The 23,807-nt window shown below is 68.5% G+C and carries 26 protein-coding genes and 1 riboswitch; of the genes, 9 read left to right on the forward strand and 17 right to left on the reverse strand.

Annotation, left to right across the window (positions count from 1 at the left end; translation table 11 throughout):
• Window positions 1-90 precede the first annotated feature (90 nt).
• Window positions 91-726, forward strand: a complete 636-nt coding sequence (locus FB390_RS00900; RefSeq protein ID WP_141807239.1) for a TetR/AcrR family transcriptional regulator — start codon at window positions 91-93, stop codon at window positions 724-726.
• Window positions 727-770: 44 nt separating this feature from the next.
• On the opposite strand, the gene FB390_RS00905 is transcribed toward FB390_RS00900, so the two are convergent.
• Genes FB390_RS00905 through FB390_RS00915 form a run of 3 tightly spaced genes read right to left on the reverse strand, consistent with a single transcriptional unit; the run spans window position 771 to window position 2,523 of the window.
• The gene (locus tag FB390_RS00905; protein WP_141807240.1) at window positions 771-1,262 is read right to left on the reverse strand and encodes a barstar family protein; all 492 of its coding nucleotides are present in this window, start codon (window positions 1,260-1,262) and stop codon (window positions 771-773) included.
• Entirely contained in the window at window positions 1,262-1,747 is a 486-nt protein-coding gene (locus FB390_RS00910) for a guanyl-specific ribonuclease (RefSeq protein WP_141807241.1), read from the reverse strand. The genes FB390_RS00905 and FB390_RS00910 overlap by 1 nt, the downstream gene beginning before the upstream one ends.
• Window positions 1,744-2,523 carry an exodeoxyribonuclease III gene (locus FB390_RS00915; RefSeq protein WP_141807242.1) on the reverse strand — a complete coding sequence of 260 codons (780 nt, stop codon included), beginning with the start codon at window positions 2,521-2,523 and terminating at the stop codon, window positions 1,744-1,746. The genes FB390_RS00910 and FB390_RS00915 overlap by 4 nt, the downstream gene beginning before the upstream one ends.
• 69 nt (window positions 2,524-2,592) lie before the next feature.
• Here FB390_RS00915 and FB390_RS00920 point away from each other — a divergent pair, with 69 nt between their 5' ends.
• Window positions 2,593-3,489, forward strand: a complete 897-nt coding sequence (locus FB390_RS00920) for an alpha/beta fold hydrolase (protein WP_141807243.1) — start codon at window positions 2,593-2,595, stop codon at window positions 3,487-3,489.
• A 59-nt stretch (window positions 3,490-3,548) separates the two neighbouring features.
• Here the strand turns inward: FB390_RS00920 and FB390_RS00925 are convergent, their stop codons facing one another.
• The 8 genes from FB390_RS00925 to FB390_RS00960 form a co-directional block, all read right to left on the reverse strand.
• Window positions 3,549-4,808 (reverse strand): acyl-CoA dehydrogenase family protein, encoded by a 1,260-nt coding sequence (locus FB390_RS00925; RefSeq protein WP_141807244.1) that lies wholly within the window; start codon window positions 4,806-4,808, stop codon window positions 3,549-3,551.
• Between the two features lie 28 nt (window positions 4,809-4,836).
• Window positions 4,837-5,718: an SDR family oxidoreductase gene (locus tag FB390_RS00930; RefSeq protein WP_185756904.1), complete on the reverse strand. Its 882-nt coding sequence runs from the start codon at window positions 5,716-5,718 to the stop codon at window positions 4,837-4,839.
• A 101-nt stretch (window positions 5,719-5,819) separates the two neighbouring features.
• Window positions 5,820-6,698 carry a MaoC/PaaZ C-terminal domain-containing protein gene (locus FB390_RS00935; protein ID WP_141807245.1) on the reverse strand — a complete coding sequence of 293 codons (879 nt, stop codon included), beginning with the start codon at window positions 6,696-6,698 and terminating at the stop codon, window positions 5,820-5,822.
• A gap of 9 nt (window positions 6,699-6,707) precedes the next feature.
• Window positions 6,708-7,142, reverse strand: coding sequence for a type II toxin-antitoxin system Rv0910 family toxin (locus tag FB390_RS00940; protein ID WP_141807246.1), 435 nt, complete (start codon window positions 7,140-7,142; stop codon window positions 6,708-6,710).
• A gap of 28 nt (window positions 7,143-7,170) precedes the next feature.
• Window positions 7,171-8,439, reverse strand: a complete 1,269-nt coding sequence (locus tag FB390_RS00945) for a lipid-transfer protein (RefSeq protein ID WP_141807247.1) — start codon at window positions 8,437-8,439, stop codon at window positions 7,171-7,173.
• A 496-nt stretch (window positions 8,440-8,935) separates the two neighbouring features.
• Complete coding sequence (locus tag FB390_RS00950; RefSeq protein ID WP_141807248.1) at window positions 8,936-9,571, reverse strand: TetR/AcrR family transcriptional regulator; 636 nt, start codon at window positions 9,569-9,571, stop codon at window positions 8,936-8,938.
• Between the two features lie 77 nt (window positions 9,572-9,648).
• Entirely contained in the window at window positions 9,649-10,863 is a 1,215-nt protein-coding gene (locus FB390_RS00955; protein WP_425465835.1) for an MFS transporter, read from the reverse strand.
• A 103-nt stretch (window positions 10,864-10,966) separates the two neighbouring features.
• Window positions 10,967-11,965, reverse strand: coding sequence for a helix-turn-helix domain-containing protein (locus FB390_RS00960; RefSeq protein WP_141807249.1), 999 nt, complete (start codon window positions 11,963-11,965; stop codon window positions 10,967-10,969).
• 120 nt (window positions 11,966-12,085) lie between these two features.
• Between FB390_RS00960 and FB390_RS00965 the strand changes: the two genes are divergently transcribed.
• Window positions 12,086-12,973: an NAD(P)-dependent oxidoreductase gene (locus tag FB390_RS00965; RefSeq protein WP_141807250.1), complete on the forward strand. Its 888-nt coding sequence runs from the start codon at window positions 12,086-12,088 to the stop codon at window positions 12,971-12,973.
• Between the two features lie 135 nt (window positions 12,974-13,108).
• On the opposite strand, the gene FB390_RS00970 is transcribed toward FB390_RS00965, so the two are convergent.
• Window positions 13,109-14,326 carry an NADP-dependent isocitrate dehydrogenase gene (locus FB390_RS00970; RefSeq protein ID WP_141807251.1) on the reverse strand — a complete coding sequence of 406 codons (1,218 nt, stop codon included), beginning with the start codon at window positions 14,324-14,326 and terminating at the stop codon, window positions 13,109-13,111.
• A 351-nt stretch (window positions 14,327-14,677) separates the two neighbouring features.
• Window positions 14,678-16,171, reverse strand: a complete 1,494-nt coding sequence (locus tag FB390_RS00975; RefSeq protein ID WP_246123798.1) for an MFS transporter — start codon at window positions 16,169-16,171, stop codon at window positions 14,678-14,680.
• Between the two features lie 138 nt (window positions 16,172-16,309).
• Here FB390_RS00975 and FB390_RS00980 point away from each other — a divergent pair, with 138 nt between their 5' ends.
• The 3 genes from FB390_RS00980 to metX all read left to right on the forward strand — a co-directional run bounded on the left by FB390_RS00980 (window position 16,310) and on the right by metX (window position 19,775).
• Window positions 16,310-17,056, forward strand: a complete 747-nt coding sequence (locus FB390_RS00980) for a TetR/AcrR family transcriptional regulator (RefSeq protein ID WP_185756905.1) — start codon at window positions 16,310-16,312, stop codon at window positions 17,054-17,056.
• 52 nt (window positions 17,057-17,108) lie between these two features.
• Window positions 17,109-17,219: riboswitch (SAM riboswitch) on the forward strand.
• An 85-nt stretch (window positions 17,220-17,304) separates the two neighbouring features.
• Window positions 17,305-18,633, forward strand: a complete 1,329-nt coding sequence (locus FB390_RS00985) for a bifunctional o-acetylhomoserine/o-acetylserine sulfhydrylase (RefSeq protein ID WP_141807254.1) — start codon at window positions 17,305-17,307, stop codon at window positions 18,631-18,633.
• Entirely contained in the window at window positions 18,630-19,775 is a 1,146-nt protein-coding gene (gene metX, locus FB390_RS00990; RefSeq protein WP_141807255.1) for a homoserine O-acetyltransferase MetX, read from the forward strand. The genes FB390_RS00985 and metX overlap by 4 nt, the downstream gene beginning before the upstream one ends.
• Window positions 19,776-19,848: 73 nt before the next feature.
• On the opposite strand, the gene FB390_RS00995 is transcribed toward metX, so the two are convergent.
• Window positions 19,849-20,226, reverse strand: a complete 378-nt coding sequence (locus FB390_RS00995) for a winged helix-turn-helix transcriptional regulator (protein ID WP_141807256.1) — start codon at window positions 20,224-20,226, stop codon at window positions 19,849-19,851.
• A 69-nt stretch (window positions 20,227-20,295) separates the two neighbouring features.
• On the opposite strand from FB390_RS00995, the gene FB390_RS01000 reads away from it, so the two are divergent.
• The gene (locus FB390_RS01000) at window positions 20,296-20,937 is read left to right on the forward strand and encodes a nitroreductase family protein (protein ID WP_141807257.1); all 642 of its coding nucleotides are present in this window, start codon (window positions 20,296-20,298) and stop codon (window positions 20,935-20,937) included.
• 58 nt (window positions 20,938-20,995) lie between these two features.
• On the opposite strand, the gene FB390_RS01005 is transcribed toward FB390_RS01000, so the two are convergent.
• Window positions 20,996-21,241 carry a DUF3017 domain-containing protein gene (locus FB390_RS01005; RefSeq protein ID WP_141811470.1) on the reverse strand — a complete coding sequence of 82 codons (246 nt, stop codon included), beginning with the start codon at window positions 21,239-21,241 and terminating at the stop codon, window positions 20,996-20,998.
• A gap of 263 nt (window positions 21,242-21,504) precedes the next feature.
• Between FB390_RS01005 and FB390_RS01010 the strand changes: the two genes are divergently transcribed.
• Both FB390_RS01010 and FB390_RS01015 read left to right on the forward strand, forming a co-directional pair.
• Window positions 21,505-21,969 carry a tRNA (cytidine(34)-2'-O)-methyltransferase gene (locus tag FB390_RS01010; RefSeq protein WP_141807258.1) on the forward strand — a complete coding sequence of 155 codons (465 nt, stop codon included), beginning with the start codon at window positions 21,505-21,507 and terminating at the stop codon, window positions 21,967-21,969.
• 25 nt (window positions 21,970-21,994) lie between these two features.
• Window positions 21,995-22,648 (forward strand): Uma2 family endonuclease, encoded by a 654-nt coding sequence (locus FB390_RS01015; RefSeq protein ID WP_141807259.1) that lies wholly within the window; start codon window positions 21,995-21,997, stop codon window positions 22,646-22,648.
• 9 nt (window positions 22,649-22,657) lie between these two features.
• On the opposite strand, the gene FB390_RS01020 is transcribed toward FB390_RS01015, so the two are convergent.
• Both FB390_RS01020 and FB390_RS01025 read right to left on the reverse strand, forming a co-directional pair.
• On the reverse strand, window positions 22,658-22,891 hold the full coding sequence (locus FB390_RS01020) for a DUF167 domain-containing protein (RefSeq protein WP_141807260.1): 234 nt from the start codon (window positions 22,889-22,891) through the stop codon (window positions 22,658-22,660).
• The gene (locus FB390_RS01025) at window positions 22,845-23,804 is read right to left on the reverse strand and encodes a DUF4349 domain-containing protein (RefSeq protein ID WP_141807261.1); all 960 of its coding nucleotides are present in this window, start codon (window positions 23,802-23,804) and stop codon (window positions 22,845-22,847) included. Before FB390_RS01025 ends, FB390_RS01020 begins: the two co-directional genes overlap by 47 nt.
• Between the last annotated feature and the right edge of the window lie 3 nt (window positions 23,805-23,807).

The following is a 23,807-nucleotide window of genomic DNA, read 5'->3' on the forward strand; positions in this document are numbered from 1 at the left end:
GGGACCGACTGCATCTGGCAATAGAATCCACCAGATCCCCCCTTCTGGCAATACCCCCTACCAGAATCGTTGTCGTGCCAGAATCGTGCTGTGACAGCGCAGCGGACCTACGGCGGCATCTCCGCCGACCAGCGCAGGGCACAGCGCCGCACGGCCCTGCTGGACGCGGCGCTCGAGATCGTCGGCACCCAGGGCATCGCCAAGCTGACCGTCTCCGGCCTGTGCGCGCAGGCCGGGCTCAACGAGCGCTACTACTACGAGAACTTCGACAGCCGCGACGCCGTGCTGACCGCGTTGACCGATCGGATCGCCGAGGAACTGGCCGTCGCCATCCTGGGCGGCCTGCGCGAGGCGCCGGACGACCCGCGCGCCAAGGCGCATTCGGCCATCGCGGCGGGCATCCACATGCTCACCGACGATCCGCGCAAGGCGAAGGTCGCGCTGATCGCGGGCATGGCGACGCCGGAGCTGCGGGCCCGCACCACCGAGACGATCCGGGTATTCGCGCGCATGGTCGCGGCGGAGGGCATCGACTTCTACGGCATCACCGAGCCGCAACCGGACCCGGCCATCTTCTTCCGCGCGACCTACCTGGTCGGCGGTCTCGTGCAGACGCTGACCACGTGGCTGCAAGGCGATCTGCCGCTCAGCAAAGAAGAGCTCATCGAGCACACCACGGATGTGTTCGTCCTGCTCGGCGAGGATTTGGCACGCCGCCTCGGCTGACCGACCGGAAACTCACCTCGTCCGCGAGGACGAGGTCTTTCCGATCAAGCCAAGGACAGCGGGACGAACTCGCCCGAGGGTGGAGCGCCCTGGTAGACCACGCGGAAGGCGACATCGCGCCGCGCCCAGTAGTCCGCGCAGTCGCGCATCGCCTCTTCGAACCAGTCCAGCTCGTCGGGTTGATCGGCGAGCAGTGCGGCCGCGTCCCGCACGACCACCACGTAGCCGCTCGCCTTACCGATGAAATCGTCCAGGTCGCGCAGGCATTCGTCGAAGGCGTCCTTGTTCGCGCCGAAGTAGTACGGGAACTGGAACGCCGCGGCCCACTCGTCGAACACACCCGCCGTGCCGCGCATCTTGGGGCCGCGCAGCTCGCGCACCAGGTAGCCCGCGGGGGCGCGGTAACGCACCTCGCTGAGCTCCGGCGCGTCGACGGGCAGCGCGCCGAGCACCGGCGCTGACGGTCCGCCGAGGGAGGAGGGCGCGCGGTCGGACGTGCGGGCGAGGAATCGCGAGAGCGGAACCGGGCGGGTCATCAGCGCATCCTCGTGAACGTCTCGTAGTGGTCGCCGGTGTACCAGGCTGTGCCGTCGCTGCCGGTCACGATGCGTTCGGCGTCGCGGGAGCGATTGCGCTGCTTGGGGTTGACGTCCCACTCCCGATACGTGATCGACCTGCCCGCCGCGTCGGTGCGCGGCAGCGTGCCCTCGCGATTCATCCAGCGCTCGCCGCCCTTGGTGCCCGGCGCGTTCGCCGAATCCGGCCAGCGGCCCGCGTCGATCTCGGCCAGCGTCACGTACGCGCGGTCCGGGACGCCCTGTGCCCGGCTGGGCGCCGGGTTGGTCGCCGCGACGGGCGGGGTGGCGGGGCTGTTCGTGGCGGTGGTGGTCGCACGGGTCGTCGCGGTGGCCGACGCGGTGCGGTCGGTGTCGGAGCCGCCGCGCAGCGACAGCATCGCGATCAGCAACACCACCGCCACCGCGCCCAGCGCCGCGAGCGCCCGAATCACCTTGCTGTTCATCGGTACTGCACCGTCACCGGCGCGTGGTCGGACCAGCGCTGATCGTAGGTTGCGGCCCGCTCCACGACGGCCTGCTTGGCCCGGCCGGGCAACTCGCCGTGAGCCAGCTGGTAGTCGATCCGCCAGCCGGAATCGTTGTCGAAGGCGCGGCCACGGTAGGACCACCAGCTGTACGGACCGTCCACGCCCGGATGCAGCTGACGCACCACGTCGACGTAGCCCGCGGCGACCAGCTCATCGATCCAGGCGCGTTCCTCGGGCAGGAACCCGGCCGACTTCAGATTGCCCTTCCAGTTCTTCAGGTCGCGTTCGGTGTGCGCGATGTTCCAGTCGCCGCTGACCACGAATTCGCCGGCCCTGGTCTTCAGGTAGGCGCCGAACTCGGCCATGAACCGGTACTTCTCGTCCTGGCGCGGGGTGCCCGCGTCGCCGGAGTGCACGTAGACGCTGGCGACCGTCACCTCGTCGAAGTCGGCCTCGAGGTAGCGCCCTGAGGCGTCGAACTCGGCGCTGCCGAATCCGATGCGCACGGCCTTCGGCGCGCGCCTGGAGAGGATGCCGACACCGGCCCTGCCCTTGGCACCCGGCTCGGCGTGCGCCAGCCACCATCCGTCGGCCAGCGCGGGGGCGAGTGCGGCGCGGGTCTGCTCGTCGGTGGCGCGGGTCTCCTGCAGGCAGACGATGTCGGCCTCGGTGGCGGCGAGCCACTCGAGCATGCCCTTACCCGTGGCCGCTCGGACGCCGTTTACGTTGATCGTAGAGATGATGTAGGGCACCCGACGACCGTACAATGCTGGTCAGAGATATCGCCCCCGGACACCGCTGTCCAGGAAGGGGTGCTGACGATGACGTCCGACACCACCAAGTCCACGGCCGCCCCGCGTTCCGCCCGAGCGCGAACCGCACGCACGGCCGACAAACCCGGAGCGATCAAGGCCTTGCACCTGGGTTCCGGCGATCCGCTGCTGCTGTTGCACGGGTTCATGCTCTCGCCGCACTGCTGGGAACGCACCGCGGACCGGTTGTCCTCGGCCTGCGAGGTGTACGCGCCCGCGCTTCCCGGGCACTGGGGTGGGCCAGCCTCGGAGGGCTGGCACACCGACGTGTCCACGCTTGCCGACGGGATCGAGGCCCAGCTCGACGAATTGGGTTGGCGGACCTGCCATATCGCGGGCAACTCGCTCGGCGCCTGGGTGGGCGTCGAACTCGCCCGCCGCGGCCGGGCCCGCACGCTGACGCTCATCGCGCCCGCCGGTGGTTGGAACGTCCCGTCGATCACCCAGTTCCGGGTGGGCCTGAAGTTCCTCTCGCTGGTTCCGCTCGTCCGCATCGGCAGGCGGCTCGGCGACTTCGCCACCGACAACTTCATCCCCCAGCGGTTCGCGCTGTTCCTGCTCAGCAAGCAGGCCTCGGCGGTGCCGCGCCGCGAGATCGCCAACGTGTTGCGTGCCGCGCTGAACTGCTCGGCGATGCTGCCGATGATCGTGGGCGGCCTGCGCGCGCCGGCCCTCGCCGACCTGTCCGACCTGCCCACACCGGTCCGCCTGCTGCTCGCCGAGTACGACCGCATCATCCCGAACCGCGTCTACGCCCGCCGCTATCTCAAGGAACTCCCCGACTCCGCCGACCGCATCCTCGTCAACGGCGTCGGCCACGTCCCCATGCTGGAAGCCCCCGACCGCATAGCCACCCTCATCGCCGAACACGTCTACGCCAGCCGCACCCACCTCCGCGCGGTCTGACCGAGGCGAGGTAGGCGACGCACGCCCCACACAGGAGTGCTGTGTGGGGCGTGGGGCGGTCAGCGGCCGAGGAGGGCCTTGGCGATGTGGGTTACCTGGATTTCGTTGCTGCCCGCGTAGATCATCAAGGACTTGGCGTCGCGGGCGAGTTGTTCGACGCGGTATTCGGTCATGTAGCCGTTGCCGCCGAAGAGCTGGACGGCTTCCATGGCCACGTCGGTGGCGGCTTCGGAGCAGTAGAGCTTCATCGCGGAGGCTTCGGCGAGGGTCGGCGGTTTGCCCGCGCGACCCCGTTCGAGCGCGTTGAACACCATGTTCTGCACGTTGATCCTGGCGATCTCCATCTTGGCCAGCTTGAGCTGAACCAGCTGGAAGCGCCCGATCTCCTGGCCCCACAGTTTGCGGCTCTTGGCGTACTCGACGCAGAGCCGGTGGCATTCGTTGATGATGCCCAGCGCCATGAACGCCACCCCGATGCGCTCGGCGGTGAAGCTGGAGCGCGCGGACTCACGGCCGTCGCCGCCCTTGTGCTCCTCGGTCTCGCCGAGCAGCCGGTCCCGGCCGAGGCGGACGTTGTCGAAGAACAGCTCGCCGGTGGGCGAGGCGTGCAGGCCCATCTTCTTGAACGGCTTGCCCTGGGTGAGTCCCTCCATGCCCTTGTCGAGGACGAAGGTCAGCACCTTGCGCTCGCGCCTGTCCGCGGAATCACCCTCGTCGAGCTTGGCGTAGACGATCATCACGTCGGCGAAGGGACCGTTCGTGATGAAAGTCTTCTGGCCGTTGAGGATGTAGTCCTCGCCGTCGCGCTTGACGTAGGTCTTCATCCCGCCGAATGCGTCCGAGCCCGAGTCGGGTTCGGTGATCGCCCAGGACGCGACCTTCTTCATCGTCACGATGTCGGCGAGCCACCGCTCCTTCTGCGCCAGCGTGCCGCGCGACATGATGGTGGTCGCGCCGAGCCCGATGCTGACGCCCATCGCGGTCACCAAACCCATACAGACACCGGACAATTCGCCGATCAGCACCGCCATCAGCGACTCCTGGCCACTGAACGGGCTACCGCCGGAGGACTTCTTCTTCTCCGGCGCGGGCTCCCCCGCCGCGACCGCGGCTTCCTTGGCCCGCTGTTTGGCGAGCATCTTCTCGACCGCGTCGCCGCCCATCGCGTCGATCCCGAACTCGCTGAACAGCTTTCGGATGATCGGATACGGCAGCATCTCGCCGGTGTCGAGCGCGTCCAGGTTCGGACGGATCTCCTTGTCGATGAAGGTGCGCACCGCGTCGCGGATCATCAGATCGGTCTCGGACCATTCGAACATCGTCGTTCTCCTTTCTGGCGGCCCAACCTCAGGGCAGCCGGGCGGCGATGTCGTCGATCAGCCAGGGGCCCTCGGTCTCGATCGTCTTGACGTCGTGCCAGCCGGCCAACTCGGAGATGGCGCCGCCCTGCACCGCGAACACCTTGCCGGTGATCGGGCACTTGTCCGAAGCCAAGTATGCGACCAACGGGGAGATGTTGGCGGGGCTGAAGGCATCGAATCCGCCCGCTTCCTCGGCCGCCTCCGCCTCGGCCGCCATCATCTCGCCCATGCCGGGCGTCGCGAGGGTGAGCCGCGTGCGCGCGATGGGTGCGATCGCGTTCACCCGCACGCCGTAGCGGGCGAGTTCGTCGGCGGCGACCAGGGTCAGCGCGGCGATGCCCGCCTTGGCCGCGCCGTAGTTGGCCTGACCGGCGTTCGGGATGGTGGTGCCCGAGGCGGACGCGGTGTTGATCACCGCCGCGTTGGGCTGGTTGCCCGCCTTGCTCTGCTCTTTCCAGTACGCGGCCGCGTGGTGCAGCACCGCGGCGTGGCCCTTCAGATGCACCGCGATCACGGCGTCCCACTGGGCTTCGTCCATGCCCGCGATGAACGCGTCGCGCAGGATGCCCGCGTTGTTGACCACGATGTCGAGGCCGCCCAGCTCCGAGACCGCCTGCTGGACGAGATTGCGCGCGCCGTCCCAGGAGGCGATGTTGTCCGTGTTGGCGACGGCCTTGCCGCCCGCCGCGACGATCTCCTCGACCACCTGCTGGGCCGGGCCGGAATCGGTGCCCTCGCCCGCGTTGCTGCCGCCGAGGTCGTTGACGACGACGCGCGCGCCCTCGCTCGCGAACAACAGCGCGTGCTCGCGGCCGATCCCCCGGCCGGCGCCGGTGATGACGGCGACCTTTCCTTCCAATGCGCCCATGTGTGCGTCTCCTGTGTGGTGCTCCCGCCCGATCGGACGAGGGTGTGATGAATGGGGGTGCCGGAACGGCCCGCGGCTGATCGCGCCGCGGGCCGATCGGGTCAGTCGGCGATCTCGGCGAGGCCGTCGCTGAGCACGACGTCCGTGCCGCGCACCGTCTCGAAGGCGTAGGTGGTCACGCCGTCGGCGGCGCCCACCTTCCAGATCCGGGTCTCCAGGTCGTCGCCGGGGAAGACCATCTTGGCGAAGCGCACCGCGAAGCGGCGCAGCCGATGCACGTCCGAGCCCGCCGCCTCGGTGAGCACCGCCCACGACGCGAAGGCCATGGTGCACAGGCCGTGCGCGATGATGCCGGGCAGCCCGGCGTCCTTGGCGACCTGCGCGTCCAGGTGCAGCGGCACCGGATCGCCGGAAGCCGGTGCGTAGCGGAAGGTTTGGTCGTCGTCGACGTGCTGCGGCACGACGGCGAACGGCTCGGTTCCGCGCAGCGACTCGTCGAACTTGTGCGGCGGCGCGGCCTGGCCGACGGTCTTGCCCGCGTCGATGTTGCGGAAGAACGCGGTCAGGTACTGCTCGTTGACCAGTTCCCCGTCCTCGTCGCGGCATTCGATGAGGATGGTGATCGTGCTGCCGTTGGACTTGCTCGCGTAGCCAACGGCTTTGGCGCGGGTGACCAGCCTATCGCCGGGCCGGATGGCACGGTGGAAGTGAAAGTCTTGCTCGCCGTGCACGACTCGGCCGAAGATGTCCATCGGCGCCACGTCGATCACCGGCATCATCATGGCCTCGAAGACGGGGACGATGCCGAACACCGGCGAGGCCACCTCGCCCGCACGGTGCGCCGCGATGGGATCGTTGGTCGCCGCGGCGTATTCGGCGATCCGCTCCGAGGTCACCTCGAAACGTTCCTCGTCACACCAGGTTTCCAGGCCCGCGTCGTCGAACTCGACGACGCGGGCGGCGGTGGTTTCCGCTGTCATCGCGACGCCCTACGCCGAGGCCAGCGCGTCGAGCTGCTCGAGCGACTTGTCCAGCTGCTTGATGCCGTCCTTCTCCACCGCCTTGCCGAGCGCGCCCTTGATCAGCGCGCCTTCGAAGTCGCCGGACACCACGATGGTGCTGCCCGCGCCCTTGGGCTGGATGTCGAAGGTGAATTCGGTTTTGACACCGGCCATTCCGGTGCCGCCGAGGGTCAGCTTGTTCGGCGCGTCGACCGCCTTGATGGTCCACTCCAGCTTGTTCGCCATGCCGAGCATGACGATCTTGGCCACCAGCTTGGACCCCTCGGCCAAGACGGTGGGCGGCTCCTCCATGAAACGCTCGTGGATGGTGAACCACTTGTCCCAGGTCTGCGGGTCGGAGACGACCGCCCACAGTGCTTCCGGGGTGGCGTTGACGTCCTTGGTCGCTTCGATGTGTCCCATGATCTCTCCTGTCGGGGTGGTTTCCGGATCAGCGATCGGCGCGCTGATAGGCGGTAACGACCGCGGCGCCGCCGAGGCCGATGTTGTGCTGGAGTGCGGCGGTGACGCCCTCGACCTGACGCTTGTCGGCCGCGCCGCGCAGCTGCCAGGTGAGTTCGGAGCACTGCGCGAGACCGGTGGCGCCCAGCGGATGACCCTTGGAGATCAAGCCGCCGGAGGGATTGACGACCCACTTGCCGCCGTAGGTGGTCTGGTTCTCGTCGATGAGCTTGCCCGCCTCGCCGGGGCCGCACAGGCCGAGCGCCTCGTAGAGCAGCAGCTCGTTGGCGGAGAAGCAGTCGTGCAACTCGATGACCTGGAAGTCCTCGGGGCCGAGGTTCGCCTGCCGGTAAACCTGCTGTGCGGCTTGCACATTCATGTCGTAGCCGATCAGGTTCTTCGCGGTGCCGTCGAACGTGGAGCCGAAATCGGTGGTCATCGCCTGGCCGACGATCTCGACGGCCTGCCCGGCGAGGTCGTGCGAGTTCACGAAGTCCTCGCTCGCCAGGATGACCGCGCCGGAACCGTCGGAGGTCGGCGAGCACTGCAACTTGGTGAGCGGGTCGTAGATCATCCGCGCGCCGAGGATGTCGTCGAGGGTGTACTCGTCTTGGAACTGGGAGTACGGGTTGTTCACCGAGTGCTTGTGGTTCTTGTAGCCGATCTTGGCGAAGTGCTCGGCGGTCGTGCCGTACTCCTTCATGTGCTCACGGCCCGCTGCGCCGAACATCCACGGCGCGACCGGGAAGAGCACTTCGGAGATCTCGGCGAGCGCCATGATGTGCTTGGCCATCGGCTGCTCGCGATCGTCCCAAGTGGAACCCAGCGAGCCCGGCTGCATCTTCTCGAAGCCCAGCGCCAGCGTGCAGTCTGCGAGGCCGCCGCGGATGGCCTGCGCCGCGAGGTAGAGGGCGGTGGATCCGGTCGAGCAGTTGTTGTTGACGTTGACCACCGGAATGCCGGTCATGCCCAGCTCGTAGACGGCGCGCTGGCCGGAGGTGGATTCGCCGTAGACGTAACCGACGTAGGCCTGCTGCACCTCGCGGTAATCGATGCCCGCGTCGGCGAGCGCCTTGGTGCCCGATTCCCGCGCCATGTCCGGGTAGTCCCAGTCGGTGCCGTCCTCGTTCTTGCGACGGCCCGGCTTCTCGAACTTCGTCATGCCGACGCCGACGACGTAAACCCTGTTCGCCATCGAACTCCTCACTTCGTGCCTGCCCGCGCCGCGGTGTGCACCGGCGGTGCGGGCGGCGGACATCAGCGTCCGATCCGAACGGATCGAGCTGAAACAAACATACAAAGCTGTATGTAAGGACGCAAGGGTTGGTGCCTACTTCGGATCAGTTCAGCTTTATCAGCAGGTCAGACAGGCATTGACAGACATACAACTAGTTGTGTATTTGAACCACCCACCGCTGATACACAGGCGGCCACGAGAGACATACGGCAGCAGCGCGGAGAGGAGAGAACGCGGGTGCCGACAGCGCGATAGCCGACATCGGAACCGCGACCCGGGGCCGCTCACGCCGGAGGTCGACATCGGCGCGGTGACGCCAGCTACTCGGCCTCAGCGCGATGTCGTGCCAATGCGATCGGCGCGGACACGATCCAGCGTCATCAGACCCCGAGCAGCGGGATTCACCTCCGCGGCTGCGACGCGTCGGTCGTCGGCCCGCTCACGGCGGCGGGATTCGCGCGGCCGACCGCCGTGACGGTGTCGACCGCCAGTTCAGCGGCCCCGGGTTTCGCTGTCATCAACGCCGCGGCACGAGGCTCGCGGACGCGGCCGCGCGAAGATTCGCGGACGCGCGGGCCCAGCGTCGGCGGGCGCGGTCGGTGTCGGGCTCGATGAAGTTCGAGATGAGGATGCCGCGCAGGGCGTCCATGGCGGTGTAGACGAAGTCGCGAGCGTCCTTGCGGCGCATCTCGTCCGGGACGAAACGGGCCACCGCCATGAGCACCGCGTTGTTGACGAACGGCTCGACCTTCTCCATGGCCGAGGCGAGCACCGGGTCGGTCCGGCCGGCGACCCACAGCTCTACGGTCGCGATGAACAGCGGACCCTGGTGCAGGTCCCACAGGAAGTCCAAGGCCGCGGCGACCGGGTCGGCACCGCTCTCGACCTTGGCCATTTCCCGCATCGCGGTCTCCGCCCGGCGCTGGGCCAGGTGACTGATCGCGGCGACGACGAGATCGTTCTTCGACCCGAAGTGATGCACCTGCGCCCCGCGCGTGACGCCCGCGCGCTCGGCGACCCGCGGCGTCGTCGTCCCCGCGTAGCCGTATTCGACCAGGCAGTCGATGGTGGCGTCGAGCAGCCGCACACGCATCTCGCTACTGCGCTGCTCCTGGGTGCGGCGCTGCGGCTTGTCGGCGGCGGTCCTGGTCATTCCGACGATTCTACACTTACATACAGATCTGTATGTTCTGGGCTGTCGAGCCACGCGCCCGCAGCCCCGGGCGATGCTCAGCGCTGTCCGGCCCGCCGGGCAAGCCCGGCGGTGACCGTAAACAGCAGCACACCGGCCACCGCCAGCCCCGCGCCCACCACGGCGGGCGCGGTGTATCCCAGACCCGCGGCGATGACCAGACCGCCGAGCCACGCGCCCGCGGCATTGGCGATGTTCAGCGCCGCGTGATTGAGCGCGGCGGCGAGGGTCTGGGCGTCGGCGGCGACATCCATCAGCCGGGTCTGGAGGCCGGGCGCGAGCGCCGCGCCGGTCGCGCCGACCAGGAAGGCGCCCGCGGCGGCGGTGAACGGATTGTGCGCCGCGGCGACGAAACCCGCGAGCACGACGGCCATGGCGATCATGGCGACGAAGACGGCGCGGTCCACGCCGCGATCGGCGAGCACGCCACCGACGATGTTGCCCGCCACCATGCCGAGCCCGAACAGCATCAGCACCAGCGGCACGAAGCCCAGCGACATGCCTGCCACGTCGGTGAGAGTGGTGGTGATGTAGGCGTAGACGGCGAACATGCCGCCGAAGCCGACGGCCCCGACCGCCAAGGTCAGCAGCACCTGCGAGCGACGTAGCGCGCCGAGCTCGGTCCTCGGATCGGTGGTCTTCACGCCGGTGAGCTCCGGCACGAAACGGGCGAGCGCCGCGACCGTCGCGATGCCGATCAGCGCGACCACCACGAAAGCGTCCCGCCACCCGAGATGCTGGCCGAGCCAGGTGGCGGCGGGAACGCCGACGACATTGGCGGCGCTCAGGCCCAGCATAACGGCGGCAACCGCTTTGGCTCGCTGCCCGGCGGGCGCGAGCGTGGCCGCGACCAGCGAGGCGACCCCGAAGTACGCCCCGTGCGGCAGACCGGAGACGAAGCGCGCCACGACCAGGCTCTCGAAGCTCGGCGCCACGACAGTCGCCGCGTTGCCCACGGTGAACGCGATCATCAACGCGATGAGCAGGCGCTTGCGCGGAACCCGCGCGCAGAGCGCGGCGAGCACCGGCGCGCCGATCACGACGCCGAGCGCGTACGCGGACACGGCGTGTCCCGCTGTCGGCTCCGAGACGTTCATGGCCTGCGCGATGTCCGGCAGCAAGCCCATGGTGACGAACTCGGTCGTGCCGATGCCGAAGCCGCCGAGCGCCAGCGCCAGCATCGCGGGGACATGCCAATCGGTCCGCGCCTTGTCGGGCGGAGCGGGCAGATGGGTGGCTACCTGACTCGTCACGCCTTCATGTAACCGGCGCGCACGTCGGATCGCTCCCCGAGCCGACGTGAGTTCGACCACCACTTGGCGCGGCATTCGTCCAGTTCACAGGGCATTCCGACAATCAGGACCCGATCGGCTCTCGGCGCGCGAAGGTCCGCCGGTACTCGGCGGGCGTGACCCCGACCACGGACGCGAAATGGCGGCGCAAATTCGTCGCGGTCCCCAGTCCGGACATGCGGCTGATCCGCTCGATATTGAAGTCGGTTGTCTCCAGCAGCGACTGGGCATGCGCGAGGCGCTGGTTGAGCAACCACTGCATCGGTGTGGCTCCGGTGGAGCGGTGCAGGCGACGGTGGAAGGTGCGCGGGCTCATATTGGCCTTGGCCGCCAGGGTGTCGACGGTCAGCGGCTCATCGAGGTGCTCGACGGCCCATTGCAGCACAACGCCTAGGTCGTCCGAGGGCCGCGCGGGCACGTTCCGGTCGACGTACTGCGCCTGGCCTCCGGACCGGTGCGGCGGGATCACCATGCGGCGCGCGAGCTGGTTGGCCACCTCGGCCCCCATGTCGCGGCGGACCAGGTGCAGGCACAGGTCCAGCGCCGCGGTCATGCCCGCGCTGGTGAGCACGTCGCCGTCGTCGACGTAGAGCACCGAGTCGTCGACCTCGATGTTCGGGAAGCGCTTCGCCAGCATCTCGGCGTGCGCCCAGTGCGCGGTGACCCGCCTGCCGTCCAGCAGACCCGCCGCCGCCAGCGCGAAAGTGCCGTCGCAGAGGGCGACCATGCGCGCGCCGCGGCGATGCGCGGCGGCCAGTGCGTTCAGCAGCTCGGGTGGCAGTTCGCGTTCGGCGGTCACGCATTCGTGCGCCACCGAGGGCACGATCACGGTGTCGGCGGTGAGCAGGTCGTCGAGACCGTGCTCGGCGCGCAGGAACGCGCCGAAGCCGATCGGCTGGGTCTGCTGGTCCGGCGCTACCGCGCACACCTTCAGCTCGTACCAGGCGTCGGCCAGATCCGGCTGCGGCGTGCCGAAAATCGAGGCGACGACGCCCAATTCGTAGAGATCCCAAGGGTGCAGCGCGCCGGGCGCGATGGCCATGGCGACGGTTCGACCGGTCATGCCCCCAGTATGGCAGTAATAGTTCGCTAAGCGTCAGTCCTGCCACTCACACCTCGGCGGTCATGTCGCGAAGACTGGTCGACGGGCGCCCACCCGACAGAACGACACGACGGAGGAATCATGAGCAAGACATCGGTCACCGTGCTGGGTCTCGGGCGGATGGGCGCGGCGATCGCCGAGGTCTTCGTGCGCAACGGTCACCCGACCACCGTGTGGAATCGCACGCCGGGCAAGGCGATTCACCTCGACGAGCTCGGCGCACGGCGCACGGACGACGTCGCCGAGGCGGTCGCGGCTGGCGAGCTGATCGTCACCGTGCTCGCCGACACGGCGGCCGCCGGGGACCAGCTCGTCCCGCTCGGCGCGGCGCTGCGCGGGCGGACGGTGCTCAACGTGGCCACCGGCCGCCCCGACACCGCCCGCGAGCTGGCCGAACGATTCGCGGAGCACGGTGCGCGCTTCCTGGACGGCGGCATCTTCGGCGTTCCGCAGACGGTGGGCACGCCCGAGACGCTGCTCGTCTACAGCGGCGAGTCCGGCGCGCAGGCCGAATTCGCGGAGGTGATAGCGGAATTGGGCGCGACGAAGTACGTCGGCGCGGACGCGGGTCTCGCGGCGCTGCACGACATGGCGGTGCTCGGCGGGATGTACGGGCTGTTCGGCGGCTTCTTCCAGGCGACGGCGATGGTGCACACCGAGCGGGTCTCCGCGGTCGATTTCACCGACACGTTCCTGGTGCCCTGGCTGCGCGCGCTGCTCGACATGCTGCCCACGCTGGCCGCCGAGATCGACTCGCGGGAGTTCCCGGTGAACTTCTCCGATCTCGCGGTCAACGCGGCGGGTCTCGCCGACATCCGCACGACCAGCCGAAACCAAGGCGTGGCAACGGATCTGCTCGATCCGCTACAGCGCCTGTTCGACGCCGAGGTCGAACGTGGGCACGGCACCGCCAGTTTCACCAGGGCGTTCGCCGGACTGCTCGACGCACCGGTGCCATCCGCAGGCTGACGGCCGCGCAACCGCGAATACACGTCGGGCACCCGTTCCACCGCGAGGTGGGCGGGTGCCCGGCTCAACCCCGGCGCTGGGAGATCCCAGCGCCGGTCGGGGTCGGACGGATCGCGTCCGGCCCCCGGTGCCGACTCAGCGCAAGGCGCGAGCCAGGTTCGCGTCGAGCGCGCCGAGGAACTCCTCGGTGGTCAGGTAACCCTGGTCGCCGCCGACGAGCAGCGCGAGGTCCTTGGTCATCTGGCCGCCCTCGACGGTCTTGATGACGACGTCCTCGAGTGTCTGCGCGAAGCCGATCACCTCGGGGGTGTTGTCCAGCTTGCCGCGGTGCTCGAGGCCACGGGTCCAGGCGAAGATCGACGCGATCGGGTTGGTCGAGGTCGGCTTGCCCTGCTGGTGCTGGCGGTAGTGCCGGGTGACGGTGCCGTGCGCGGCCTCGGCCTCGCAGGTCTTGCCGTCCGGGGTCAGCAGCACGGAGGTCATCAGGCCGAGCGAACCGAAGCCCTGGGCCACGGTGTCGGACTGCACGTCGCCGTCGTAGTTCTTGCAGGCCCAGACGTAGCCGCCCTCCCACTTCATGGAGGAGGCGACCATGTCGTCGATGAGGCGGTGCTCGTAGGTCAGGCCCGCCGCGTCGAACTGGCTCTTGAACTCGGTGTCGAAGATCTCCTGGAAGGTGTCCTTGAACATGCCGTCGTAGGCCTTCAGGATGGTGTTCTTCGTCGACATGTAGACGGGGTAGTTCTGCTGCAGGCCGTAGTTGAACGACGCGCGCGCGAAGTCCTCGATGGACTTCTTGAAGTTGTACATGCCCATGATGACGCCGCCCTCGTCCGGCATCTTCACGACCTCGTGCACGATCGGCTCGCTGCCGTCCTCGGGGGTGAAGGTCAGGGTGACGGTTCCCGACTGGAAGACCTTGAAGTCGGTGGCGCGGTACTGGTCGCCGAAGGCGTGGCGGCCGATGATGATCGGCTTGGTCCAGCCGGGAACCAGTCGCGGAACGTTGGAGATGATGATCGGCGCGCGGAAGATGGTGCCGCCGAGGATGTTGCGGATGGTGCCGTTGGGCGAGCGCCACATCTTCTTGAGGCCGAACTCCTCGACGCGGGCCTCGTCCGGGGTGATCGTGGCACACTTCACGCCGACGCCGTGCTGCTTGATGGCGTTGGCCGCGTCGATGGTGACCTGGTCGTCCGTCTTGTCCCGATACTCGATGCCGAGGTCGTAGTACTCGAGGTTCACGTCGAGGTACGGGTGGATCAGCTTGTCCTTGATGAACTGCCAGATGATCCGGGTCATCTCATCACCGTCGAGTTCGACGACGGTGCCTTCAACCTTGATCTTGGACATGGATCTTCGTGTCCTCCTAGGATGGTGCCCTTATTGCACGGCCAGGCGAACACGCTTGTGAGCGGACCCCAGCTGTTCAACAGACAACGTATATGTACCGCGTTGTTTGCGGGACGTGTGGTGCAAGCAAGACAAGCGTACTGCTGCCGACGATCTCACCGCGCGGGGAGGGCCCACTGTGCGGACTCCAAGACGGTTACCCACGAGTAGCCCCACGAGTGATCCCAACCACTTTCTCCATCATGTCATCCCGGGCAAGTCGAGCGCTCCGACCTGCGCGGGAACCGAACGGCGACCGGACGCGCGATACGGCCCGCGCACCTTCGATGCGCGGGCCGTATCCGGTGTTGCTCAGACCGCGAGCGGGACGCGAAGGCTCTCCTCCGCGTCCTCGGCGAAGTCCGTCGGCTTGGCCTTGATCATCAGCGCGATCACCGGGATCGCGGCGAGGAAGAAGCCCGCGCCGACGTAGAACGCGACGTCGTAGCTGTAGATGGCGGCGCGAGCGGCCAGATCGTCGACCGTCGGATTGTCGGCGAGGTAGTCCTTGGCCGCCTGCACCGAGATGGTGGTGAGCAGCGCGGTGCCGACCGCGCCGCCGACCTGCTGGGCGGCGTTGAGCAACGCGCTGGCGACACCGGCGTCGGCCTCGTCCACCCGGTGCAGCGCCACCGCCTGCATGCCGACGAACAGCGGTCCCATGCCGAGCGCGATCAGCAGCTGGGCGGGCAGCACACCGGCGGCATAGCTGTCGCCGTAGCTCAGCTGCGCGAGCCAGAGCAACCCGACCACGCCGAGCGCGGCGCCCGCGATCATCAGCGGACGCGGTCCGAGCTTGGGCAGCAGCGCGCTGGTGATGCCCGCCGACACCGCGATGCCCACGGGGAACGGCAGGAACGCGACGCCCGCCTTCAGCGGCGAGTAGCCGAGCGTGACCTGGAAGTAGAAGCTCAGGAACAGGAACATCGCGAACATCGCGATGGGGATCAGCAGTGCGGCGAGCAGCGCGCCGCCACGGTTGCTCTCCCCCGGGATGCGCAGGGGCAACAGCGGATTCGCCGAACGACGCTCGATGGCGACGAACGCGACGAGCAGCGCGAGCCCGGCGACGAGCAGCGCGAGGGTGCCGCCCGAGGTCCAGCCGTGATCGGCGGCGCGGCTGAAGCCGTACACGATGGCGATCAAGCCCGCCGTCACCGTGACGGCGCCGGGCACGTCGTAGCCGCCGGTACGCGGCGCGGGCACGTCCTTGATGACGAACGCGAGCGCGCCGACGAACGCGAGAATCGCGATGGGGGTGTTGACCAGCAGGGTCCACCGCCAGGACGCGTATTCGGTGAGCGCGCCGCCCGCGATCAGGCCGATGGCGGCGCCGCCCGCGGAGATGCCCGCGAACACCGCGAAGGCGCGGGCCCGCTCCTTCGCCTCGGTGAACGTCACCGAGACCAGTGCGAGCGCGGCGGGTGCGAGCAGCGCTGCGAAGGCGCCTTGCAAGCCGCGGCCCGCGAAGAGCTGGGCGCCGTTCTGCGCCAGACCCGCGAGCGCCGAAGCGGCCGCGAAGCCGACGAGGCCGACCAGGAAGATCCTGCGGCGGCCGAGGTAGTCGGCAAGGCGGCCGCCGAGCAGCAGCAGGCCGCCGAAGATCAGCGTGTACGCCGTGAGGGCCCACTGCTTGTCGCCCTCGCTGATGCCGAGGTCACGCTGCGCGAACGGCAGCGCGATGGTCACGATGGTCGCGTCGAGGACCACCATCAGCTGGGCCAGGCCGATTACGCCGAGCGCCAGCCAGCGGGCCGAGTCGCGCCGGTCGCCCGGCGCGTGCACCGCTGTCGATATCTCGCTCACCTTGTCTCCTCGTCGTTCGGAAGTGCGCGTGCGGCCAATCCTGTCACTGACAGACATTTGGCGTCAATAGAAAAATGTCGCAATCAGACATTTGCCGGATCATGACAGATGACCGACCGTCTGAGTTACAGTGGGGAGATGCTCGACTCATCGACGTCGGCGGACACGACGCAGGAAGCCGCGGCTACCAGGCAGGACATCCCGCCCGAGCCCGGCGGGCACGCGGACCGCGAGAACACCGCGCCCCTCGGGCTGCGCGAGCGCAAGAAGCAGCAGACGAGATTGCGCATCATGAACGTCGCGCTCGAACTGTGCGACGCCCAAGGCTTCGACGCGACCACGGTCGAGCAGATCGCGAACGCGGCCGACGTCTCGCCGCGCACCGTCAACCGGTATTTCGAAACCAAGGAGGACATCGTCCTCGCGCCCATCCTCGACTTCGGTCAGATGGTTGCCGACAAGTTGCGAGAACAGCCGCCGAACGGCAACCAGCTGCACGCGCTGTGCAACGCCTATCTCCAGGTGATCGACGACGCGGCGTCCGAGAACTCGGCGGTGTCGTTCTGCAGGTTCCAGCAGATGCAACGGGTCGTGCGCGACAGTCCCTCCGTCAACAGCCGCGCGCTGGAGTTCGCCGACAGCAAGTCCGACGCGATCACCGCGGTGCTCGCCGAACGTCTCGGCACCACACAAGGGGCGCTGAGCGTGCGATTGATCGTCTCGACCTGGCAGATGCTGTGTCATCTCGCGATGGACGTGCACGGCGAGCTGATCGTGGACGGCGATCCGGAGACCGCGGTGCGCGCGGCGCGGGCGACGTTGCTCGACGCGTACGCGGAGTTCATGCGGGTCTGTACGGAACCGGTGGCCGAATCGGCGGAGTGAGATCGGCTACGAATTTCGGTCATTGGCCGCCCGCCAGCTACCATGTCCGTCAGGTCATGAGTGCCAGCGCCAAGCCCCGGCTCGCTGGACGGCAACCCTCCAGCAGCGGTGGGGTGCTCCGGGTGATGACCGGGCCCTCGAAGGTCGAGGGCAAGCGCGCTGTCAGGAGGTTCCCGGAAATGTGTTGTCCTGGATAGACCGCATCACCGATCTCGTTAGTCCGGCGAACAACTCTTGTGGAGCATGACATGACCGACCCCGTCGCGGCCGAGTTCGATCCTGCCCGTTGGTCCTTCGAGACCAAGCAGGTGCATGCGGGCCAAGCCCCCGATCCGAGCACCGGCGCCCGCGCCCTGCCGATCTACCAGACCACTTCCTACGCCTTCCGCGACACCGACCACGCGGCGGCGCTGTTCGGGCTGGCCGAGCCGGGCAACATCTACACCCGCATCATGAACCCGACCCAGGACGTGGTCGAGCAGCGCATCGCCGCGCTGGAAGGCGGTGTCGCCGCGCTGCTGCTCGCCTCCGGGCAGGCCGCGGAGACCTACGCGATCCTGAACCTGGCTTCGGCGGGCGACCACATCGTGTCCAGCCCGCACCTGTACGGCGGCACCTACAACCTCTTCCACTACTCGCTGCCCAAGCTCGGCATCGAGGTCTCGTTCGTCGAGGACCCGGACGATCTCGACCAGTGGCGCGCCGCGATCCGGCCCAACACCAAGGCGTTCTTCGGCGAGACCATCGCCAATCCCAGCAGTGCCGTGTTCGACATCCCCGGTATCGCCGAGGTCGCGCACGCCGCGGGGATCCCGCTGATCGTGGACAACACCGTCGCGACCCCTTACCTGATCCAGCCGCTGGCGCACGGCGCCGACATCGTGGTGCACTCGGCCACCAAGTACCTGGGCGGGCACGGCGCGGCCATCGCCGGCGCGATCGTCGACGGCGGAAAGTTCGACTGGACCGTCCGCGACGACAAGGGCGAGCCGCGCTACCCCGGCTTCACCACCCCGGACCCGAGCTACCACGGCGCGGTCTTCGCCGACCTGGGCGCGCCCGCCTACGCGCTGAAGGCCCGTGTGCAGCTGCTCCGCGATCTGGGCGCGGCGGTCTCACCGTTCAACGCCTTCCTCATCGCGCAGGGCATCGAGACGCTGAGCCTGCGCATCGAGCGCCACGTCGCCAACGCGCAGGCGGTCGCCGAGTTCTTGGCCGAGCATCCGGCCGTCGAATCGGTCCACTACGCGGGACTGCCCAGCTCGCCTTGGCACGAGCGGGCCAAGCGACTGGCGCCGAAGGGGACCGGCGCGATCGTCTCGTTCGAGCTGCGCGGCGGCGTCGACGCGGGCAAGAAGTTCGTGGACGCGTTGGTCCTGCACAGCCACGTGGCCAACATCGGGGATGTGCGTTCCCTGGTGATCCATCCGGCATCGACGACGCACTCCCAACTCACGCCCGAGCAACAGCTCGCCTCCGGCGTCACCCCGGGGCTGGTCCGCCTCGCCGTGGGCATCGAGGGAATCGACGACATTCTGGCCGATCTGCGCGCCGGATTCACGGCGGCGACGACGTGACCGTGAGCGCCGATCAGAGCATCGAGTCCGGCGTCGGCCTGCTGCCGCCGCCGGACGGACGGCCGGGCGTCATCGCCATCGGGGACGTGCGGCTGGAAAGCGGCGCGGTGATCCCGAACGTGCACCTCGCCGTGCAGCGGTGGGGCGAACTGTCCCCGGCCCTGGACAATGTGGTGCTCGTCGAGCACGCTCTGACCGGTGACTCGCACGTCGTCGGCACACCCGACGACATCCACGCCCAGCCCGGCTGGTGGGAGGGCATGGTCGGGCCGGGCGCGCCGGTGGACACCGACGAATGGTGTGTGATCGCGACCAACGTGCTCGGCGGCTGTAAGGGCAGCACCGGACCGTCGTCGCTCGCGCCGGACGGCAAGCCGTGGGGCTCGCGTTTCCCGGAGATCTCCATCCGCGATCAGGTGAGCGCCGAGGCCGCCCTGCTGGATCTGCTCGGCATCGAGCGGCTGGCCGCCGTCGTCGGCGGATCGATGGGCGGCATGCGGGTGCTGGAGTGGATGATCGGTGCGCCCGAACGGGTCGCGGCGGCGCTGGTGCTGGCCGTCGGCGCGCGCGCCACCGCCGACCAGATCGGCACCCAGACCACCCAGATCGCCGCCATCAAGGCCGACCCGGACTGGCAGGGCGGCGACTACCACGACACCGGTCGCGCACCGATGACCGGCATGGGCATCGCGCGCCGCATCGCGCACCTGACCTACCGCACCGAGGGCGAACTCGACCACCGCTTCGAGAACCACGCCCAGGGCTCGGAGGATCCGTGGCGCGGCGGGCGCTACGCGGTGCAGAGCTACCTGGACCACCAGGCCGAAAAGCTGTGCAAGCGTTTCGATCCCGCCACCTACGTGCTGCTCACCGAGGCGATGAACCGGCACGACGTCGGGCGCGGACGCGGCGGTATCGAGGCCGCGCTCGCCGCGACGCCGGTGCCCTGCGTGGTCGGCGGCGTGGACTCCGACCGGCTCTACCCGTTGCGCACGCAGCAGGAACTGGCCGACGCGCTACCCGGCTGCGCCCGGCTGGAAGTGGTGCATTCGCGTGACGGGCACGACGGGTTCCTGACCGAGGCGGCGGCGGTTTCGAAGTTGCTCATCGAGACCATGCGGTTGGCACGCGAGAACCGCTGACGCGTCCACCGCTGTCGCCCCGCTGCGTGTCCGCGACGGCGGAGAGACGATGGAACCGCCGGTGCGCCCCTCGTCAAGCGCCCGCGCGGCGGCGGGCATCCTCGATGCGGTTGATATTGGTCTCGATCCAGTCGCGCAGGGCCGCGATGGGGACGCGCAGGCTGTGGCCCAGCTCGGTGAGCGTGTAGTCGACACGCGGTGGGACGGTGGGATGCACTGTGCGCGTGACGAATCCATCGGCCTCGAGCTGACGCAGGGTCTGCGTCAGCATCTTCTGGGAGATTCCTTCGATGCGGCGTCGCAGGTCGGTGTAGCGCAACGTGCCCTCGGCGAGCGCGTCGACGATCAGCACCGTCCATTTGCCCGCGACATGGTCGAGCACCTGCCGTGTGGGGCACTTCGCGGAGTAGATATCGGCGGGCAGCCCACTGGCCTCGTGAATCGTACGCACTCCTCCGAGTGTAACGAACCCAAAAGTGCCTTCTTCCCAATAGTGCGTCGCTCTCCGATAGTGAGAATCATGAACGCACAGGCACTTTCGGTTCCCGACGCCATCCGAATCCGTCGCACGGTCCGCCACTATCGGCCGACCCCGATCGCCACGGAACTCCTCGACGAACTGCTCGATCTCGCGGTGCAGGCCCCGAGCGCCTGGAACATGCAGGACCGGTCGATCGTGGTGGTGACAAGCGATGCCGGTCGAAAAGCACTGTCCGAGGCGGCTTTCGGGCAGCCACAACCGCTCGAGGCGCCGGTGATGCTGGTCTTCGTCGCCGACCCGGCTGCCTGGCGGGCGGGCAATGGCGACATCGCGGAGTTGGCCGGGCGCAACGGCGCGTGGAACGCCGAATTCCTGGCCTCGTTCGAGTCCCGAGCCGAATTCCACGCACTGGAGCAGCGTGGACTGCTCAGGGAGAACGCCGTGAAGAACGCGATGATCGCCGCGACGTACGTGATGCTCGCGGCGGCCAGCCTCGGGCTGGCCTCGGCGCCGATGAACGGCTGGGATCCCGAGCTGGTCAAGGAGGCCATCGGCATCGATGATCGGGACGATCTGGCCATCGCGGTGATGGTGGCGGTCGGCTACCCCGCGGCGGCGGTGCCGCATCCCGGCCGCCGCGAACGCGACCGGACCGTCTTCAGCGAACGATATCCAGCCTGAGCGGAGGACTCACGCGCACCCGACCCGGCGCACGGGTCCGGTGCGCGATGCGTCGGCCTCAGCCGACGCCGAGCGTGTTGATGGTGGCGGCGAGGAAGACGATGGCGGAGCCGAGCAAACTCAGCGCGCCCACGTCGAACGGCTTGCTGCGCACCGCGAGCAGCCCGACCCGCGCGGTCGGCAGGCAGAGCCGGAAGGCCGCCGCCAACAACGTCGCCCCACCGAAGAACAGCGCACCGCGCCGCCACCGATCCGACGCGACGAAGACCACCGCGACCACGACGACGAGCACGACGACCACCATCGGCAGGTGACAGCGCAGGAACTGCGCGGCACGACTACCGCCTGCGTGTCGTCCAGCGGACGCGTCGAGATCCGTCACGGCACCGATTCTTGCAGACGCGCCCCCACCGACCCGCACCCCATCGCACCGGCCTGACCCGCCGCCGCATTCCCCACGGGCCGCTCGGCCGGACTCCGGCGCCGCCCTTCGACTCGTGCCCGGAGAACTCGGTTTCGCCGGTAGCCCGTCTACTGGGCGGCGGCGGCGCCTGATTGACTTGGTGCGTGTTCCGCCTGATGTTCCACGAGCCGTGCATTCCGCCGAACACCGGAAACGCGATCCGTCTGGTCGCCGGGACCGGCTGTGAGCTGCACCTGATCGAGCCGCTGGGGTTCGACCTCTCGGAGTCCAAGCTGCGCCGGGCCGGGCTGGACTATCACGATCTCGCCTCGGTCACCGTGCACGAGAGCCTGTCCGCCGCCTGGGCGGCGCTGCGACCGGAACGCGTCTACGCCTTCACCACCAAGTCGACGACCCGCTACACCGACATCGCCTACCAACCCGGCGACGTCCTGCTCTTCGGCACCGAACCCACCGGCCTCCCCGACCACGTCCTCGACGACCCCCACGTCACCGCCCACCTGCGCATCCCCATGCTCCCCGGCCGCCGCTCCATGAACCTCTCCAACGCCGCCGCCGTCACCGTCTACGAAGCCTGGCGCCAACTGGGCTTTCCCGGCGGAATCTGACAGCGGCACGGCTACCATTTACGGCATGCCAGAGCCGCACGGCGAGCAGCCGAAGCTTCCCACCCACCTGACATGGGAGGAACTGGAGAAGCTACCCGCCGAGATCGCCGCGCAGATCGAGCTGTGGAACGGGCGGGTGGTCTGGCTGCGCCGTGGCCCCGGCGAACACCAGACGTTCACCCGCCGATTGACGAATGCGCTCGAAAGCCTTGCGCGTAAGGACATGTCGTCCAATACCGAGCACTGCTGGCGCGCGAACCTGGAGACCAACGTCTTCTTCGGCAGGACCGGCAATTCCGACTTCGTGACACCCGGCTTCCTCGTACACCGCTGCCTGGAACGGCCATACCAAGATGTTCGCGCCGGTGATGTCCTGCTGGTCGGTGAAGTGCTCTCCCCGGGCAACACCCAATCCGACATCGAAGCCAAGAAGGCGCGCTACGCCGGCGGTGGCATCCCCTGGTACTGGGAGGTGACGCTCGCCCGCGACGACAGCGCCATAGACATCGTCCAGGTCTACGGACTCGAAACCGGATATGGGCAGCTCCCCGACGGAGTTCGCCCGCTGCGGCCCTCCAACTATCTGCTCACCGGGGAATGGACGCGCGACGCCCCGAACGGTATCGAGTTCGATTTCCCGTTCCCGATCAGCATTCCGTGGACCGAACTCGAGTTCTGAGGCCGCCGCTCAGTCCTCGATCTCGAAACGCTTGAAGCGGGAGGTGGCGCCCGCGGTGAGGCGGACGGCGGTTTTGGGGACGTTGTAGTGGGTGGCGAGGAGTTCGATCGCGGCCTTGTTGGCCTTGCCTTCGACGGCGGGGGCGCGGACGTAGAGCTGGAGGGTGCCGTCCGGAAGTGGTTCGACCAGTGGGCCTTTACGGCTGTTGGGTTTGATGATCGCCCTGACCACCGTCGGCGGCATCGGGGGCTCCTGTTCGGTTAGCTGCGGGAATCGCTGTGGTGGAAGGGCTTTCGGTCGGGCGACGCTTGCGGCGCAGCAAGCGGACGACGGCGAAGACGAGGGCGCCGACGATCGCGAGGAAGCCGAGCCAGGGAATCGCTTTGCCGGTGAACACGATCGCGTCCTTCAGCCAGTCGACCAGCGAGTTCCAGCCCGCGACGATGCCGTCCCAGAAGTTGCTCGGTCCCTCGTCGGATCCCTTGTCGGCGGTGGTGATCTCGATGGTGAGGGTGGACAGCGCGACCTGATCGTCGAGGTGGCGCTTCTGGGCGGTGAGGCTGTCGAGTTCCCCTTGGCGGCTGGCCAGCGCCTGCTCGGCGGCGATGAGATCGGCGGTGGTTGCGGCGCCGGTGATCAGCGCGCGCAGCCGATCGACCGATGCCTGCAAAGCCTTGATCCTGGCGTCCAGGTCCTCCCACTGCATGGTGACGTCGTCGCGGTTGGTGCTCACCCTGGTGAGGGTGCCGATCCCGCCGAGTCCGTTCACGAACGCGTCGGTCTTGTCGGCGGGCACCCGCACGGTCAACGAGGCGCTGGGGTCTATGTCGTCGGTGCCCGGCTGCTCGGTGCGGCTGTCCACCCGGCCGCCCGCCTCGCGCACCCGGTCGGCGACCTTCGCGGCGGCCGCGATCGGATCACCCGCGGTGATGTCGACGCTGCCGGTGACGACCTCCTTGCGGTCGACGGTGTCGGTGTCCTGCCCGCGACTGTCGCCGGGCATGGGCGCCTGCTCCCGGAACCCGGGCGGCGACACCGGCGCGGAAGCACCCGTGATGGTCGGCGAACCACCGGAGTCGGCCCGCTCCTCGCCGCCGCAGCCGACGAGCAGCGCCAAGCCGAGCAAAGCGACGCACAGCACAACAACCTTCCGCATGCT

Origin of the sequence: Nocardia bhagyanarayanae, assembly GCF_006716565.1 — a bacterium.
In the GTDB taxonomy this organism is placed as follows: Bacteria; Actinomycetota; Actinomycetes; order Mycobacteriales; family Mycobacteriaceae; genus Nocardia; species Nocardia bhagyanarayanae.